Origin of the sequence: Dyadobacter sp. CY312 (assembly GCF_021390535.1) — a bacterium.
GTDB lineage: Bacteria > Bacteroidota > Bacteroidia > Cytophagales > Spirosomataceae > Dyadobacter.
This window is the reverse complement of the sequence record NZ_JAJUXG010000030.1, coordinates 38,345-57,935: the sequence shown is the minus strand read 5'-3', so window position 1 is coordinate 57,935 and position 19,591 is coordinate 38,345. Positions and strand designations below refer to the sequence as shown.

General features: G+C 41.0%; 8 protein-coding genes and 1 pseudogene. 6 read left to right on the top strand and 3 right to left on the bottom strand.

The window, feature by feature from the left end; genetic code table 11:
* Nucleotides 1–307 precede the first annotated feature (307 nt).
* Both LZG71_RS28455 and LZG71_RS28450 read right to left on the bottom strand, forming a co-directional pair.
* A complete protein-coding gene (locus tag LZG71_RS28455; protein ID WP_233826349.1) occupies nt 308–952 on the bottom strand; it encodes a response regulator transcription factor in 645 nt (214 codons plus the stop codon).
* Nucleotides 953–1,246: 294 nt separating this feature from the next.
* Nucleotides 1,247–1,873 carry a LuxR C-terminal-related transcriptional regulator gene (locus LZG71_RS28450; protein WP_233826347.1) on the bottom strand — a complete coding sequence of 209 codons (627 nt, stop codon included), beginning with the start codon at nt 1,871–1,873 and terminating at the stop codon, nt 1,247–1,249.
* Between the two features lie 950 nt (nt 1,874–2,823).
* Between LZG71_RS28450 and LZG71_RS28445 the strand changes: the two genes are divergently transcribed.
* The 5 genes from LZG71_RS28445 to LZG71_RS28425 all read left to right on the top strand — a co-directional run bounded on the left by LZG71_RS28445 (nt 2,824) and on the right by LZG71_RS28425 (nt 15,431).
* The gene (locus LZG71_RS28445; RefSeq protein WP_233826345.1) at nt 2,824–6,834 is read left to right on the top strand and encodes a hybrid sensor histidine kinase/response regulator transcription factor; all 4,011 of its coding nucleotides are present in this window, start codon (nt 2,824–2,826) and stop codon (nt 6,832–6,834) included.
* Nucleotides 6,835–7,484: 650 nt separating this feature from the next.
* A complete protein-coding gene (locus LZG71_RS28440; RefSeq protein ID WP_233826344.1) occupies nt 7,485–9,815 on the top strand; it encodes a hypothetical protein in 2,331 nt (776 codons plus the stop codon).
* Between the two features lie 35 nt (nt 9,816–9,850).
* Nucleotides 9,851–10,891: a T9SS type A sorting domain-containing protein gene (locus LZG71_RS28435; protein WP_233826342.1), complete on the top strand. Its 1,041-nt coding sequence runs from the start codon at nt 9,851–9,853 to the stop codon at nt 10,889–10,891.
* Nucleotides 10,892–11,163: 272 nt separating this feature from the next.
* Entirely contained in the window at nt 11,164–11,361 is a 198-nt protein-coding gene (locus tag LZG71_RS28430) for a hypothetical protein (RefSeq protein ID WP_233826340.1), read from the top strand.
* Nucleotides 11,362–11,453: 92 nt separating this feature from the next.
* A complete protein-coding gene (locus LZG71_RS28425; protein WP_233826338.1) occupies nt 11,454–15,431 on the top strand; it encodes a hybrid sensor histidine kinase/response regulator transcription factor in 3,978 nt (1,325 codons plus the stop codon).
* Between the two features lie 382 nt (nt 15,432–15,813).
* Here the strand turns inward: LZG71_RS28425 and LZG71_RS28420 are convergent.
* Nucleotides 15,814–16,848: pseudogene (locus tag LZG71_RS28420) on the bottom strand (IS481 family transposase); the annotation flags it as partial.
* A 546-nt stretch (nt 16,849–17,394) separates the two neighbouring features.
* Here LZG71_RS28420 and LZG71_RS28415 point away from each other — a divergent pair.
* Nucleotides 17,395–19,122 carry a hypothetical protein gene (locus LZG71_RS28415; RefSeq protein ID WP_233826335.1) on the top strand — a complete coding sequence of 576 codons (1,728 nt, stop codon included), beginning with the start codon at nt 17,395–17,397 and terminating at the stop codon, nt 19,120–19,122.
* Nucleotides 19,123–19,591 lie beyond the last annotated feature (469 nt).

The window sequence follows — 19,591 nt, the reverse complement described above, 5'->3', positions numbered from 1 at the left end:
GCGAGCTGAGCCAATTTCATATCTTTGATTCGTGACTCAAATTCCTTAGTGAAATCGTCTACAATGCAAAATATTTCGGTAACTTTATCCTTTGAAAACATGGGAGAATATCGGTTAAATATTTGAATGTCAGATACTTAAATATACCAATATTTTCCCTGTTTTTATAAATAATAAGCAAAGATTCTTATCCCGAATTGACGTTAATTAGTTTAACCTCTTCTCGTGCTGCACTTCCCCTTTAACGGAGCAATTGCCTTACCTCGGGTTAAAAGTTACCGACTTCGGGCGAACTTCATTTGACCACTTAGGGTACATCATACTGACTGATTCGTTCGCGCAACTCCAGTACATTGTTTACCGCTAACTTTTTAAATATGTTCCTCTTAATTGTGCTGATTGTGGATGGTTTCCGATTCAATTTTTGCGAAATCCAGGATGGCCTTTTCCCATCTGCCAAATACCTTGCAATCTCAGCTTCCCGACCTGACAATTTTAAATCACCGAAGTTCCTGAACATTTCCTTCTTACCGGATTCAGGCTTACCAAGCAAACTCAGCAGATCAGCAACGTTGACATACTTTTTACCATCTGCCACAGTGCTCACACAAGTAATCAGTTCTGTAGATTCAGCCCGTTTTGACAAATATCCCTCTACACCCAGGCTCAGATAATCTGACAAACCGTTCAGATTCAATGCTTCATCAGCATATACAATCAAACTTGTACCTGGGTATGCTTTCTTTGCCATATTCACATCCCCAAAATGATCGTCTTTTCCCTCCTCACTAAGACCCATTATAATAATGTCTGGAGTTTGATCCAACTGCAGGGCTGAAAAAAGCCTGATACTCTCCGATTCTATTGTAGTTATACTTTTAAAGTGCCCCGTGAGCAATTCTCTTAATCCCAAACGTAAAACTGGATATTTGTCTAGCAATGCAACTATCATATTTCAGGATAGGTTAAATGATGATATTCAATAAATTAGAAACATTAGAATACCCCAGGTTGTTTATCTGGCTTGATGCTATTGCACTGAAAGCGCCAACTGCAACAAGCATGAGAATCTCAGCCCTCAACTGGGTTAGTATCTTTGCAAGAGTATGTAAAAGAGCTTATGGGAAAATAGAGTTTAAAGATCAGTTTGAACAGAAATTAAATCCTATAATTACGCGATACATTATACGTATTTCCTCTGATCAAACAGGACCGATACTCCTGCACCTCACTTACACACCTGGCATCATACCATCAACTTAGCAAGCTCTACTACATTTTTAACCTGGGTCTTCTTGAAGATGTTGGCCTTAACCGTACTAATCGTTGATGGGCGCCGATCCAGTAAATTTGCTATCTGAGAAGTACCCATTCCCCTTAAGAGATACTCTGCTACTTTATTCTCCAAACCACTCAAAATCTCTTTCGGCGGCTTGTTTTTCAAATTTGACATCAACATTTGATATGCTACTTCATTGTTCAGATACAATTTATTGCCATCCAGACAACGCAAACAGTCTTCCAGGTCATTTTCTGTAAAGCTTCCTGACAAATAGCCATTCAGAGATTCCTGAAAACAGGTTAGCAGAAAATTTAAAGGATCCCTGTATTCATAAAGGACTATTTTCGAGTGCACACTATTCTTGTGCAAACTTTTGATGGAGGCCAGAATTTCCGAACTCGACAAATCTGCGCCAGAAATAAAAATGACTTCGGACTTGATTTCAGCCACCTCCTTGTAATCGCTGAACTCTTGAATATCCGCTGTTTCATAAATACTTAAGACACATGACATCAAACCTCTTCTAAACATGGGACGGCTATCAATAATGGCCACTGACTTTCGGCTAAAATCGGGAGTATGTCTTTTCATGACGGGATTTTAATTATTAATGGTATAAAACTAAACTTTCTTCAAAGCCATTACTTACCAGCAAAACCATCTTACGATCAAATTCCAGCTATTTTATAACTATCGTAGCATGGCAAAAATCCGATAAAGCATGACCAGGATCCGACTGCAACTTTTCGTGATACTTACATACAGGTACATCGATCCGGGAGCAAGTATAACATAGGAAAAATTCCATTCGCAATATTCGACTATTTCCCAACAGTCATGTGCAGTAATGCTGTCTAAATAGTTAGAATATTTTGTCTGGCAAAAAAAAACAATCCAATACGTTAATTATTACTATCTATAATACCTGCATTATGGATAGGTACGGATATAGGAGCCGTTTCAATCATAGAATTCGTTGGCGCATCAGGCAACGGCGGTTTCACAAGTCGGCTGCCAGGCATCTGAACAACCTGAATGTTTCGCAAATTGACTATACATCACTAAATGAGACGCTTATATAAGAAACATGCACTATCAAAAGGGAGATAGGGCACAAACACCCCCTCGCTGTCAAATGCAATAAATCATAAACATCCTTTCACACTCAGAAAAACCTGGCGGTTTCGATTTCACCCAAAGCTATTCTCTAAAAAATTGTTAAACAATTTGTAATCTTCTTAAAATGAGTGTGTTAATAAAACGAAACATTTCAAATGTACGAAATATTTCAAATTTCACATAGAACTCATAAATAAACCAACATCGAATTATTTATATAATAAATTAGGATTTAATTAAATTAAATTCTAGTAAAAATGCGATTTAAAATGTAAGTATGGGTGTTTTTCTTATCTAATTGGTAGGAAAATATTGTTATAGTCAATTATTCCATTCCTGACCAGCGTATATATACGATTTGATATCTAAGTTTGCCCAATGAGCAAAATTTGAATATCTCTAAATCCAACTAATTCTATTTCGTGAAAAATAGTATTATCAATTCTCTGTTAATGACATGCATCATGTCGTGCATTTCCTTCTGTGCTGTTCATGCACAGGTATTCCGGCAGTTCTCGGAGAAGGATGGTGCACCAGTTACGGCAGTTCTTAGCATCGTTCAGGATAAAAATGGATTTATCTGGTACGGCACCACATCAGGTCTGTACAGGTACGATTCAAGATATTTCAAAAGATATACCAGCACGCCCGGCGATATCAATACCTTAAGCTCAAACTATATTCAAAGCCTTTTCTGCGACTCTAACGGCACTTTATGGATAGGAACTCTCAATGGACTGAACCGTTACAACAACGAAAATGATTCGTTTACCAGGTTTACGCATAACCCCAAAGATGAAAATACTTTAAGCAGTGACACAATCCAATGCATCGGAGAAGACAATCAAAAAAGACTATGGGTAGCAACTGCACAAGGACTTAATAATCTGAATCAAAATGTTAAAAAAGCAGTAAAATTTACCCGCCATCGCGTGAATAAATTTGATCAGCAATGGCGGAAAATAAACAAAATGGCGATCGGTGACAACAATCTGTTATGGTTGGCTACCAAAAACGGACTGTTACGTATGGACAAGGACGGTAAGCGCACGCAGCTTTTCAGACCTGAGGCAAATGCCAGACTGCCTTTCATCAACGACTTTAATGCTATATATGTCGATAAAAAAGATGGTAACGTTTGGCTCGGCATCAGAAACGGAGGTTTGATGCGCTTTGATGTTAAAACGGAAAGTTTTGAACTTTTGGATAAGTTTCTTGATAGCAATAAGGAACTGCCGATAGTATCCGACTTCGCAGCCCATAAAGAAGGAAAAATGTGGATCGCTACCTGGTCGGGTTTAGTGTATTTTGACAAGGCGACACGTCATGCACAGTGGCATGTAAACAACCCCGGCAATCAATTTTCCTTGTCCGATAATGTCCTTTTGGCAATACACAAAGATGTCCAGGGAGGAATCTGGCTTGGCAGCTATTATCGCGGCATAAACTATTTCAATCCAAGCAAAACTCCCTTCTCATCCTTTCCTTTCTTTTTAGATGAATTCAACACAAACAAGTTCCTGGATGGCTGGATGGGGATAACCCCAACTGACAAGCTTTGGCTCATAGCCGAGGGGCGGGATAAAATTATGATGTACGACAAACGCCAGAAAAAGACATCCATTCATGATCTGAATCTGGGATTTTCCGCACATTCCAACCATTTCTATGTTGATGAAGACGATGTCGTATGGTACAGTGGCAATAAAACACTTAGCAGGTATGATATTGGCAGCAAACAGCTCCGGGAGTATAATATACCTCATTCTGACGGACTTTCGCCAAATCAGAGCAGAATTTATCGCATGATGCAGGACCGCCAGGGTAAACTCTGGATTACAGGTGGTTTTGGACTTATGAGTTTCGATAAAAATAAGGGTACATTTCAGGATGTGGGTCTAAGGAGTAGTTTAAACTGCATTTTCGAAGATTCCCAGGGCAATATCTGGAGTGGAGGAAAAGGTATCGTGTGGTTGCTTAAACACAATGCAACACACTTTGAAAAGGTAACGGTTGCCAGAGATGCATCCGGAATGCGCGATGTCTGGCGTTTTAACGAAGACCCATCCGGCAGAATATGGCTTGTCACAAGCGAAAATCTAAAACTGTTCGATAGAGAAGGAAATAGATTTATCGACTGCCTCGTTGATGACGAGATGACGAGAGAAGGATTTAGTGATATTCAAATTGACAGAAAAGGATATATTTGGCTGGCAAGCGGTTCAAATTTAATAAGATACTACCCTGATAAAAAAACAAATCAGCTCTTTACCCATGAGGATGGCATTCCACGAGGTGCAACCTTACGTGTCAATTCTGCCGTGAGTGACCACGACGGTATCTTCTACTATGCTGCTAATAAAAGGATGTTTTCCTTCAACCCAAATAGTATCAGTGTAGGTCATACACCTTCTCCAATTGTTTTAACCTCTTTAAAACTATTCAACAAAGAGGTCAGAGTACAGGACAATACGGAAATTTTGAATCAGGAGATAAGTCAGGAAAAGGAGCTGACCTTCCGGCATAATCAAAACATTTTCACCCTCGATTTCGCCCTTCTGAGCTATTCCAAGTCAGATAAAAACCTGTACAGTTACAAACTTGAAGGTTTTGAAAAAAACTGGAATGATGTTAAAATTCCATCCGCTACTTACACCAACCTTCCTTCGGGAAAATATACGTTTCTGGTTAAAGCTGCTAACGGTGATGGCTACTGGAATGCCAAACCACTTCGTATCAGCATTGTTGTACTCGCTCCCTGGTGGAAAACCTGGTACGCTTATCTGGCCTATGCCATTTTGCTCGGGTTGGCCGTGTATGGCATCAACCGTTTCTTCTGGCTGCGAAAATTATTCAGGAAAGAAAACGAATTCTACCAGGCCAAGCTCAATTTCTTCACCAATATCTCCCACGAAATACGCACACATTTATCATTGATAAGCGGGCCCCTCGAAAAGGCATCGCAGTCCCCTGTCATTCATTCTGAGGCTGGAACGTATATAACGCAGGCCAAAACAAGCTCCGAGCGGCTGATGATTTTAGTGAATGAGCTACTGGATTTTCGTAAAATTCAAAGTGGCAGTGTCCAGCTTCACGTAGCACCCCAGGACGTTGTCAAAATCTTGCAAAATGTGCTGGCCGCCTTTGAGCATATCCTATCAGAAAAGGGAATAAGTACTGAAACCCACTTTCCCGGAACACCTGTAATTGCGTGGGTGGATCTGGCACAAATTCAAAAGGTGTTTTTTAACCTGCTTAGCAATGCCGTAAAGTTCACTCCGAAAGGAGGACGAATATCCGCCAGCGTTACCGAAATTTCCAATGAGGTAATCATTAAAGTGACCGACAGCGGTATTGGAATTGCTCCTGAATACCTGCCACGACTCTTTACCAACTTCTTCCAGGTAAATGATGAGCAGACCGGCAACACCGGTTATGGAATAGGCCTGGCCCTCGCCAAAGAAATAGTGAACCAACACTTTGGAGATCTTTCTGTCAACAGTGAGCAAGGAAACGCAAAAAGCACAGGAAAGACCTGTTTCACTTTACGTTTGTTAAAGGGTAAAGCACATTTTGATGATACTCAGCTCATCGTGGCCTCGGTTGTCAGTTACCCTGAGGTCTATAAAAATTCGCAACAAGTTGAAAATGAGGACGCAAATACGATCACAAAAGTAAGAAACACCATTTTACTAATCGAGGATAATGAAGAACTGCGGTCGTTTACCAGAGAAGCATTCCGGGATAAGTTCAATATTCTGGAAGCAGAGAATGGATTAAAAGGACTGGAAATGGCAAGAAACCACCTTCCCGATCTGATTCTCTGTGATGTGATGATGCCCTTGATGGATGGATTTGAAGTATGCAGAAAGATAAAATCGGATAGCCGAACCAGTCATATTCCATTTTTACTATTGACTGCCAAGAGCACAATTCCGAATATGATCGAAGGACTGGAACTGGGGGCTGATGATTACCTCGTAAAACCTTACGATCTGAAAGTCCTCGAACTTAAAATATATAACCTCATTCAGGTACGAAATCTGCTGAATAGTAACATTAATACAACACTATCCCTGGAACCTGATGGCGTACCGATAAGCGATGCGGATGGGGAATTTCTTATCAAATTGAAAAATATTGTTGTTGAAAATATCAGCAACCCCAATTTCGGTGTCAATGAAATGGCATTCCAAATGGGTATCAGCGTGTCAGTATTATATAGAAAAATCAGGACACTGACGGGTAGTACAGTTAATGACCTGGTGAAGGTGTTACGCATGAAAAGGGCACTACAACTTTTAGAATCCGGCTCGTATAATGTTAACGAAGTAGCTACTTCCGTTGGCTACGAAGATTCAAAGTATTTCAGTAGGGAATTCAAAAAGATATACGGTAAAAATCCCAATGAAACAAGAAAAAAAATCTATTGATAGTCCGGAATATACGCCTGATATACTGAATCTGCGAAAAACAGGCCTCTATCCCATAATTTAAGCCTCTCATTACTTCTACACGTATAGGACTTAACTATGGAGTCAATACAGCCAACAGCATTGCGAACGCCCGGGTTTATAGAAATCGACTCAGATAGTGTAACAATAACACACTTAGAAGTTTTACTAAACAAACAAAAAAATCTACCTTTTTTGGCAAAAAAACAACCTATGTATTATTTGTTAACTACATAAATTGCGCTGGTTATCAATGCTATAAATAAACCACATATGAAAAATATGTGCGCTACGACTAAGTCTTAATAAATTGATTTTCTCATACATACCATTCAGTACATTTTATTCCAATAGTTGATCACATTCACACTAAAACATACTATATGCACAAATCCACTACGTTTATTTTTCTTCCTTATATAAGGCCAATTAAGCGGCAGGAATAGTCCTGTTCCGTACCTGGTTTTTAACTCCCCGAAATATCTTCAGACATATGTGGTTGTTTCCTGGCTATCTGGTCCGGCAGCTACGATTTTTGATTATATCCGTTTTATTTATAAGTATTCCATTTCATCAATAAATATTCCATTTTATCACTTTAAATCAATTTACGTAAATCAACATTGACAATGAAACAGTCATTTACACAATTAACTCCCTCGGGGACAAATCATCGGGCTCTAATGAGGAGCACTTTTATTTTCGCATTATTTTTGACGTTGCTTATGCCATCTTTCTTGTCTGCACAAGACTGTAATGTCAATGCGGGTGGCAATGCTCTTGTCTGCGGATCCAGTACTACCTTGGTTGGAGGAGTTCAAAATAACGCAGGAAGCGGGCCGCCAACCTGGACATTTGTCTCGGGACCTGCCACTCCAACAATTGTTTCTCCCAATACTTTTACCACCGACGTTACCGGAATGACTGTTGACGGCGCTTATGTATTTCAGCTAAGCCATGCTTGCGGTACAGGAACGGCCACCAATCAGGTTACCATTACAGCCCGTGCGAAGCCAGCTTCATTTACGGCTGGGGCAGATGTTACTGGGATTTGTGCCACGGTTGGTACAACTCCGCTGGCAGGTGTAATACCAGCCGGCTTTACAGGACAGTGGAGGTCTGTAAATATTTTTAGCCGCAATAGATTTAGTACAACGGTATCGACAAATTCAGAGTTCAGCAGCACTACTTCTGCAACACCCACTTTTTCTTTGACCAACAAAGCAAACCATCAAATTGACCCTGCCTATTGGGCTATTTTGAGAATAACTTCTGCCGATGGCCTTTGCAGTTACGAGGATACTACCGTCGTAAGATTTGTTCCGAATCCGATCATAGTTCCACCAGCAACAAAAACAGTGTGTCGTAATCCTGTGGATACAGATCATTTTATCGATCTGCAAGCGGCTTCACCTACTTTCAATACCGATCTGCTGGGTTCTGCCGGTACGGCGGCAAACGGTACAGTAGTTGAGTTAGTAGATATTTCTCAACCTGCAGGAGGAAGCATTTCATTTAATAGAATAAGTGATGCAAGGAGAGTTTACCTTAATGGTATGAATGTAGATGGAGTATATCGATTTAAGTTAAAAGTAACCAATAGCTGCGGTACCCACACAACCCCCGAGATTGTCTTTACATATACGGGCACCCAACCTCGTCCGGTCAGCTATCAGGTAGCCGGACACCCTGAACAGATGTTTGTATACGCTGGCAACCTAACCGGCGGAGAGCTGCACTGCAGCAGCAAAGTTGGTTCTACTACGCCCGAAACGTTTTACTTTAATATTGATCCCCTGGATAATGCTGCGAACGTTACAACATCGGTTACCTCGAGTGGTGTCAACCCTCCCGGCGGGGCTCCTGCTCTTATCGTTGTGAGTGGTGCAGGCACGGCCAACAGAGTAGCCACAGTGACACCCCCGGCAGGTGGCTGGCAGGTGGGAACTTATAGGTTCACTGTCAATTCAAGTTTTTCGGGAACCTGCGGAAGAAATCAGTTTTACTACATCCATGTTTCCGACAGCAGCAGACCAAATGTAGCAGTGGCCGACCAGAGTGTTTGCTATCCGGGAACCGGAGCCATATCTGCAAATATCCCACTCCCGGCGGTTTATCAGGGTGTGGTTAACAGCAGTTACTTTCAGGATTTTTCAGGGGCTTACAATTTTACTGTGGTATCCAAGCCGAACGGCTCCGCGAATCCAACCTATGGTACAGCGAACGAGCGATCAATAACATCTACCAGCACTACAATCGGCAATTTGACTACTGCGGGAGATTATGTGTTTCGGATCACAGCAGCACCTGTACCTGGTTTCGTAGGTGCATTTCTGGATCAAGAGTATGCCTGTTCGGGGACATCGCTCACCTCTACCTTTACTATACATGTAGAGAACCTGGTCAATGCCAATGCGGGGTCTGATGTTACAGGAGCTTGTCCAAACACTACGCTTTTGGGGAATAATCCTGGCGCAAGCACAGGCACCTGGACGCTTGTCTCATCTCCGGCTGGCTCAACGCCTAGCATTGCCAATCCTGCTGCTGCTAACACCAGTGTAACGAACATGAATGTGGAAGGTGTGTACAGGTTCCGTTGGAGTATTGTTAGTCCGCTGGGCGGTTGTAACAGTACTGATGAAGTTACTTACACCGTATCTTCAGCTGCTCCTGTTTTAAATGGCACTTCATTAGCGAATAACTGTCCTCAGCCATCGGTAGACTTGACTGGCTTGTTTACTGGTACGGCTCCTGCCGGTACCACACTGGTATGGTTCAATAATAATGCGCATACGGGTACAGCATTGGCCAATCCTGCCGCTGTGAGTACATCAGGTACCTACTACGCGTTTTATCAATCCGCGGGTGGTTGCTATTCTCTTCCGTCGGCTTCTGTGGTTGTGACGATTGATAGTAGTTGCTGCCCGGCTGGTGATACAGCACCTGTAATCAACCCGTAAGCAATTCTTCCCTGGAAACCATAATATTGAAGATTATGATAAAAAATATAAAAAAGGGTTTCGAAGTTTTGCTTGTTACCGTTATTTTACTAGCATGTAGCATAGCAAACGCTCAAACCACAGTCGACTTAACTACGAGGATTACACCTCCGACAACACCCAACGTAGAAGTGAGATGGTTTACCGATGCGGCGCATACAAACCCGTTGGCTAATCCTACCAGTGTGGTAGCAACAAGTACTCCTACCAATTACTGGGCGTTTTTCTACGACACAGCTGGGAACTGCTATAGTCCGGGAGCCAAAGTCACAATTGTAGATGCTCCCTGTCCGGTAAAAACGGTAAACTTGACTGCACTTCCAGGTGGTAACGCTCCAAATTTGGTGTGGCATTCGGCTCCGGTGCCTGTAACAGGTACTACCGAAGTTCCGGATCCAACAGCCGTGGGACCTGGAACGTATTGGGCCTTTTTTCATGACGTGCCTGGGGATTGCTACAGCCCTGCCAGTAGTCCTGTAATCGTACATGGAGAATGCTCTCTGCCTGTAACGCTGATCAGCTTCAATGTGCTTGCAGAAGGCAAAACAGCAAATCTGAAATGGGCTACATCAAGCGAGGCAAACAGCAAGGGATTTGAAATTCAGCGAAGCGGAGATGCTGCCTCGTGGACAAAAATCGGCTACACCGAATCTCAGAACAGCAACAGCAGCAGCCAATTAACCTATCACTTTAACGATGTGTCGCCATTGCAAGGTAAGAATTACTATCGCCTGAAAATGGTGGATCTGGACGCCTCGTTCGCTTATAGCAGAGTTGTAAGTATAGACATCGAAGGCGAAATGGTTTATGTATCTCCTAACCCAACGTCAGGAACCATCAAACTTAGCAAGTCAAATCTTTCTGAGGTTAAGAAGGTTGAACTTGTAAATACAAATGGACAGGTGGTGTACAAAGCAAACCGAATTCCAGCTGAGGGAATCAATGTAAAAGGGCTGGTAGGCAACGGAGCTTATGTACTCAGAGTGAACTATGCTGACGGTTCTCAATCATCTCACAAAATTGTGATTAACGAGTAAGTCAGGAGTGTTATTCAGGTAGCTAACGCAGCTAGTTTACGAAGAGGCCTCTTCAAATGTAATTCCCCCAAAAAGCTAGAAGCTTTCTGGGGGAATTTTTTATGGCAGCGCAATGACACCGTTTTGGCTTAGAGCCTGTTTAAATTTGTAACATAAAATTGTTTATAGCTCATTTTTTGAACGAGACAAGGCAAATTTTGCAGAGATAGCCAAAGCTATCTCGAAAAATTTAACGCCGTTGTAGTCAAAAAATAGCATAAACAAATTATTTTATGAATTTTAAACAGGCTCTTAAACGAAGCACAAAAGAAACTTACACCCTTATAGACAGGACTTTAAAAGGAACCAATTATCATTATTTAAGACACATTGATTTTGATGGAGAGCTTGCGTATACACATATGCGGATGACCAGGTTTGAAAACACAATGAGCACTGGATTCAAATCCGGCAAGTTTATGAAATCATGAAATGTAAAATAAAACTTTTTCTTCCCAAGAAGTATTAAGTACATTTGATAAATAGAATTATTACTTCACTCCTGTCGTATAATTTTTAGTTAATGCTCAGGTTCTCCTTTTGTCTCTTATATGTTTTTATTGCCGCGACAGATTTGGTGGAAGCACAGGCATTTCGAAATTTGTCTGGCTCCAATGGTGTTACGATATCGAACACGAAAGGGATTGTGCAGGACAAAGAAGGATTTATGTGGTTCGCAACCTATGCCGGTCTTTTTCGCTACGATTCACACACCGTAAAAAGATATGTGCATAAGTCAGAAGATTCAACCTCTATCTCATCTGATATGCTCCAGGATGTTTACTGCGACTCGCGGGGTGATATTTGGGTTGGAGGTACCGGTGGGCTGGATTTTTACAACAGAGACACAGACACTTTTACCCACATCGAGCACGACCGTCCGAATACGAATCCCGAACTCAACAAGCAAATCTATTTCATAAGTGAAGATCGCGATCACAGAATTATTGTAGGCACGCCATTCGGACTTAACAGACTAATCATTAAAAATAAAAAAGCCGAAGTAACGAATATTCTGCACAGGGTATTCGAAGGTCCTTCCCAAGATATAGCTTGTGCCAAACAAACAGCAAACGGCGATTTTTGGGTAGGCAGTTACAATGGACTGATCCATGTTCCTGCAAAGGGAAAACCGAGGTTGTTCAGAAGAGAAGCGCTTAAAAAATCCCCTTTACCGAATCAGTTCTTTACACTACATATCGATAAAAAGGGAATCTTGTGGCTTGGCACAAAAGCGGAAGGGTTGGTTCAATTCAATCCTGATACGGAGCAATTCACGATTGTTTCTGGTTTCAGGGATTTAAATGGGGACTTGCCTGTGGTTAACAAAATTACCCCGGATAAGGCAGGCAATCTTTGGCTGGCCACCAATTCGGGTCTGGCCTATTTCGATATTGTCAAGCAAAAATCTACCTGGTTTGTAAACCAACCCGGCGACGTGTATAGCCTAGCAGACAATAACATCCAATCGATGTGCTTTGACAACCAGGGAGGAATTTGGTTGGGAACGACCTATTTTGGTGTTAGCTATTTTTATCCTGATGCTGCAAAATTTACTACCTGGCCTTTTCCCGGAAAAAACTACACGTCTGCACCATTTGCCGGTTCCTGGATGGGCGTGAGTACGGACAACAATGTTTGGGTTATAGAAAAGGACCTTACCAAATTGCTCTTATTTGAGCAATCAGGAAAACAATTTTCCTCTTATGACCTCAAACTGCCACGATCGGTGGATTATTACAGGTTTTATCTCGACAAAGATGGAGTGCTATGGGCAGCGGGAAATTCTGTGTTAACAAGTTACAATCTCAAAACCAAAGCCTTTACCGATTATCCAACCTACGTAGCAGGAGAAAAAACACTCGAAGACGGCAGAGTACATGAGATTCTGGAAGATAGTAGGGGGCGGTTCTGGCTTGTCGGGACTTTCGGGGCCCTGTTATTTGATAGACGAAACGGCTCATTTAAAAAATATAAATCTGTATCCTATTCGCAGAGCATACTGGAAGATTCTAAACACAATATCTGGATAGGTGGCGGTGACGAAGTATTTGTTTTGAGACCCAATGATCCGGATTTCAAAGACGTGAAAACTGACAAAAGCAGATTTTCAGCGAATTTCGCGTCGGTCTGGCGCCTGGCCGAAGATCGTTCGGGAAAGATATGGGCGGCAACAAGGCAAGGGCTTCAATTCTTTAATGCAAAGGAAAACCGTTTTGATCTGGAACCAAAAGTAAGTCTCGAAAAAATTGAGGATATGCAGGTGGACCGGCGTGGTTTTTTATGGCTGGGAACCGATTCTGAACTTACCCGTTATAACCCAAAAAACGGGATGATGCAAACCTATAGCTATCAGGACGGCCTTCCATTCAACGGTATTTCCAGGCCTGCTGCAAGTATACAAGACGCCAACGGTGCACTTTATTTTTCAACCAACAAAGGGATATACAAATTTTCCCCGGACGATATAAAAACCGAAAAGGTTCTCTCCCCGATTCTCTTCACGGCTTTGAGGATACTGGATCAGGAGATCAGAGCCGGAGACAGTACTGCTTTGCTCGATAAGAATATCAACGAAACAACAGAATTAACATTCAGCCACAACCAGAACATTTTTTCGCTTGACTTCGCTCTTTTGAGTTACCAGCGATCGGAACGAAACAGGTATGCTTATAAATTGGAAGGTTTTGACCAAAACTGGACCTATACACAAGATCCGACGGCAACCTACATGAACCTTGCGCCCGGAGAATATACCTTTCAGGTAAAAGCAGCAAATGGAGACGGGTTGTGGATGGGAGATTTAAAGCAGCTAAAAATCAGAGTTTTACCCCCCTGGTGGAAAACATGGTATGCTTACACGGCTTACCTCCTGCTTGCTGCAATGTCTGTTTACTTCCTGATGCGCTTCTTCCTGCTTCGTAACACCCTGAGGAAAGACAAAGAGCTTCAACAGGCTAAGCTCGACTTTTTTACCAACATCTCGCACGAGATCCGCACGCACCTCTCGCTCATCATCGGACCTTTGGAAAGGGCATTTGGCTCTATTCCGGATGACAGTATTGCCAAAAACCAGTTGAACTATGCCAGAATCAATTCAGGGAAATTGATGCAACTGGTAGAAGAGTTACTTGATTTCCGAAAGATTCAAAATGGAAGCGTAAAGCTACTTGTACAGGAGTACGATGCGGTGAAAGTTCTTAAAAATGTCCTTGCATCTTTTGAACATCTCGCGATAGAAAAAGTTATCGAAACCACTTTAACGAGCAGCCATGCGGAGGTGATGTTATGGTTTGACCAGAGCCAGATGCAGAAGGTCTTTTACAACCTTCTAAGCAATGCTTACAAGTTTTCGCCGAAAGGAGGAAAAGTGTCTGTGGAGATTCTGGCATCCTCTGATGAAGTGAGTATCAGAGTTGCCGATAACGGGTTGGGCATAGCGCCCGAGCATTTGGCTCATTTGTTTCAACAGTTTTTTCAGGTCAATAACAATACAGGCGATCAAACAGGATATGGGATTGGTCTCGCCTTGTCCAGGGAAATAGTGAATTTGCATGGTGGCAATCTCGTTGTCAGCAGCAGGCAGCAAAAGGAAGGCAGCAGTGGTGAAACGACCTTTACACTTCATCTTCCAACCGGTAAAGCACATTATACCGAAAGTCAGTTAGCCACAACAGGAAGTATGATTCCGATCATTGTGAATACTGCTCTCACAAATATTTACGGTTCCGATAGTAATTCTATCGCTCAAAAAAAATGTAATCTTCTTCTGATAGAAGACAATGATGAATTGAGGGCATTTGAAAAAGAACTTTTTGGAGACGATTACCATGTTATGGAGGCGGCCAATGGGGTGGAAGGCCTGGAGATGGCGTATGAACACATACCTGATTTGATTCTCTGCGATGTGATGATGCCAGAGCTGAATGGAATACAGGTATGCCGTAGCATAAAGGCAGATATCAGGACATCCCACATTCCGGTTATTTTGTTAACTGCAAGAGGCACTACATCACAGGTGCTTGAAGGATTGGAAGCAGGAGCTGACGACTATCTTACTAAGCCATTTGATCCTAATGTACTGGCGCTCAAGATTAGCAATATTCTTAGGGGAAGAGAGGAACTGAGGCGACACTACAACAGGATAATTTTATCAGATTCCAATGGAAAGATAAAGGTAGATGTAAATGCCGATTTCATTTCGAAACTGAGAACCCTGGTTACCGAAAATATTTCATCATCTGAGTTTGGTGTCAATGAAATGGCATTTCTGATAGGCATGAGCGTGTCTGCTTTATACAAAAAAATGCGCGCCCTTACAGGAATGACCGTTAATGATTTCATTAAGACCATTAAAATGCATACAGCCCGCGAGCTGATCGAATCAGGAAATTACAGGGTAAAAGAGGTCGCCATGATGGTAGGCTACGACGATGTCAGGTACTTTAGCAAAGAGTTCAGAAAAACGTATGGTAAGGTGCCAAGTCAGCTGAGTTCGTAATATCAACTGCTGGTTTTGGCACAACTGCTTTGGAGGTTTCTTCCCAATGTTGAGTTCAACTAACCCGAATTCATTCTCAAAAATTTAATCATTTATAGCAAAAGACTGAATTTCATCTTTTCGTCAAAGAAAAGAATCCTTCTGAAAAAATCCGGATAAAAGATTAGCTCGGAAATGGAATTGCCAATTACGTGTAATAACCAACACTAGATCTGACAGTTGAGTTTTTTTAGGTATTACTCAAAAAATGAAATTGAGAAGGGGCCGGGAGATTCTCAACCCCTTTTTCATTTCCGTCGACCTGGATATTCCTGACAAGTTGCTCTCCAGCAGAGCTCGTTTCCGCTTCACCAGGTAATTTAAAGTTATCACTTTTATCGAAAAGCTCATTGACATTTTTGCTTTTGGCAATTGCTTTACTATCTAAAAAGGTTTGCAATGGTGTTTTGCCATAACAGTATCTGCCACTATGTGTTCTTTCGACATTGTAGTATTGGATCCACTTGTCAATGTCTGCCTGCAATGTATCCAAGCTGTCGTAGATCTTCTTGCGGAATGCTATTGCATAAAACTCCTCTTGCATGGTCCGATGGAAACGCTCACATATACCGTTGGTCTGAGGACTTTTTGCCTTCGTTCTGGTGTGATCGATATCCTCAATATTTAAATATAACTGATATTCGTGCTGTTCCTTTGCACCACAATATTCGGTTCCTCGGTCGGTCAGTATACGGAGCAGATCTACTTCCTGATCCTGATAAAAAGGTAACACTTTATCATTAAGCATATCCGCTGCAACCAGCGCATTTTTGCGATCATACACCTTTGCAAATGCTACACGGCTATATGTATCTATGAATGTTTGCTGATAAATCTTACCGACCCCTTTTATATAACCAACGTAATAAGTATCCTGGGCGCCAAGGTAGCCAGGATGGTGTGTTTCAATTTCACCTTTATTTTGTTCTTCTTCCTTTTTTCGTTCAAGGGCCGCAACTTGCAAATCCGTAAGTATTAATCCTTCCTGAGCAACCTTTGCGTCAAGTGCCTTTAAGCGCTTTTGGAACGTCTCCAGGTCATGTCTTACCCATACACAACGGATAGTGGATGGTGCTACTATTATTCCGCGTTTACGCAATTCATTGGATGCACGTTGCTGCCCAAATGCTGGTGATTCGATAGCATAAGCAACCACCACATCTTCTATTTGCTTTTCAATCCGGTTCTTCAGTAGCGGTTTGCTTCTACTGATTTCTTTTAAAGCCAATTCGCCACCTTCATCATATAATTTTTGAAAGCGGTAAAAGGAGTCTCGAGAGTAGCCCATCACCTTACAGGCGTCGGATACATTTCCCAACTTTTCGGCTAACTTTAACAAGCCAAGTTTAGGTTGAATTAACTTTTGCGTTGTCGTCATAACTTAACTGATTTTATGGTTAGTAAATTTACTAACTGTCAGATTAAGTCTCAACTATTACAAATTACGACATATCGCTTTACGATCTACGTAGTCCACTCCATGGTCGCCAGGTTGGTTATATTCAGGCATCATCTATACTGTATAAAAACATTTCTATACACATCACCAATAATTGTTACTTATTCTTAGTTTTGTAACCAGTAGTTGTAAACCAGATACCTCCTCTATATGATGATGATTAACTGCAAGTATATCCTGTTGAAGCTTGACTTATTCTCAATGTTCCGTTTTACTTATCCAGGATTAGTTGGTCCTCCGTGTAGCTTTCCATGATATCATACTTCTCATGTTTATTTAGTATAAAAAGCTGCTCCAACATCGGTTGATGATAAGCTTTTATCCGCTACACCCTTCTAAGATTGACATGAGTAAAATACAGATATGTCATAATTGTTAAACCCATTTGTGATCTATTTACATCGTCCATGTTTGAAAACATATAATATCCATCAACAAATATTAAAACATAAAATAACCTCCATTATGCCCATATTATTACAGGTTATTGAGTACCCTGACGTGCTGAGCCAGATAACTATAGCAGTAATTGCCAAAATTCCCTATGCTGACACTTTATGGAAAATTCTTTCTTTTTTATGGATACTATCACTTGGCTATTTGGTATTATGTATAAATAAGAAACCTTTAAATAATAAATATCTATACATTTATTTGACAGTCTCTATTGTAGGAATTTTAGGATTTAGATTTCCTAATCTGGTACTGCCAATGCTTAACTATGACGAAGCTGATTGGGCCGTTTGTGCTGCCACTTTATGGAATAAATCAGTATTTTGGAAAGACGTTGATGCTACTACAAGTGGACCACTAAATATCTACCCTCTGTTGCTAATAAAAATAGTAGGAGGAAATATAAACTATTTCACGTTACGCCTTTTTTTATTATTGTTCTGCTGTATTCCAACATTTGTTTTTTCGTTTCTGGCTGTAAGACAATATACTTCACCCTCATTGGCCGCTGCGATGACTGCTCCCCTGGCAATAGGATTTGCCATGTTAAACGAAACAGATCTGGTTTCGTTTGACTCTACCTATATTCCAATGGTCACTCTTGCATTCGCCTCCTATTTATTGTTGTCGGTAGAGCGTGCCAAAAATAAAATATCGGTTGTAATGACTTTAGGGTTTATTCTAGGGCTTCTACCATTCATAAAGTTACAAGCCGTTCCTATTGGAATAGGATTAGGACTATGGCTGCTATGCGCTGCTCATTTTCTTTGGAAGTTACCAACCCGTGCAATTTTCTACATTCTCATCTCGTGCTTTGCTCCTTCCATTCTAGTCGGCATCTATATTTTTTCACTAAATACTCAATCAGATTTTTGGGAATCCTATGTGCTTAATAACTTATTATATGCTGAATTGGGAGTTGTGGGACAAGAAAAAAACTGGTGGTTTAAAGCAAGAGTTCCTTTATATCTAATCAGTACTTCACCCACTATTTCTCCATTTTTTTATTGTCTTTCAGGAATTGGTATTCTTTCTTCTATCTATTGTTTTATAAATTTCATAAAGATGGAGTTTAGAGATAAAATTAATTTAATTGGGTCTATTTTCATTTTTTTATTAAGTTATTATTCCATTAGTCAACCAGGAAATATATGCCACTATTACCTAATTCTATTAATAGTTCCATTATTCTTTTGGGCATCAATAAGTTTTATAAGTGCTAAAAAAATAATGGATTCCAAAAATTATAAGTATCGAACTGATATATATATATCTTTGCTGTTAATAACAGTAGGTTTACAAGGACTTGTAAGTATTAAAAAAGGAAGTTTTGGAGTTAATATTATAGAAAAAGGATATAGTGGAACGATAAATTCCCCACTCATTGGCGAGATAAAAGGATTAGTCAAACCCGATGACTTTATTGCCGTCCTGGGATACCGTCCGGATATATATATATCCAGCAACACCCTTTTAGGAATTCGGGAGGCCCAGACTACACGTATGCATTTTGCTTTTAAAAATCTGCAAAAGGAGTACTATGAAAATCGGATTGCGTCTGATATCATAGCCAATGAGCCAAAACTGATCATTGATGCTTCGCTCAATTCAAACATTTCCTATCCCTATAACGACAGTACTACCGTGTACGAAAATTATCCTGCGATACGGAAAGTCATAGATTCTAATTATTCGTATCACGCTACAATAGATCAAATCCGGATTTTTGTAAAAAAATAATATCAGTTGTTGCTAGGGATAAAATTTGCAATCTGATTTGGCACTAGTCAGATCTCAGTCGGATATAGCCCTACGTTTCCGATGAAAGCATCTTTTCCCTCGTTGTTCGTAGTCGTCAGACTACGGATATGTGAGCTTGGGTTCGTCTCCCTACGAGACCACGGAAACACATAATTTGGAGAATCAAGGGATCAAGCCAAATTCTTGGGGGGGAAGGAAATAAAGGGAGCAGTGAGATGCCAATTTTCCGGGTGCTGTTGTTCAGGTCATTGAATTTGAACAAGGAGAAGTGGTGGAATGGTTAATTGACGATCATCCCAACATAGTTCTTCAACGAAGTGACCAAGCAGTCGCTGCGCTGAAAAAAACTCAAAGCCAGTAAGTAAATCTGATTAGTGAGTTTGAGAGGTTATTTTCACTTTGTAGTAAAGCTTTTAAACAGGTTAGAACAAGCGCACTTGCTCTTGAA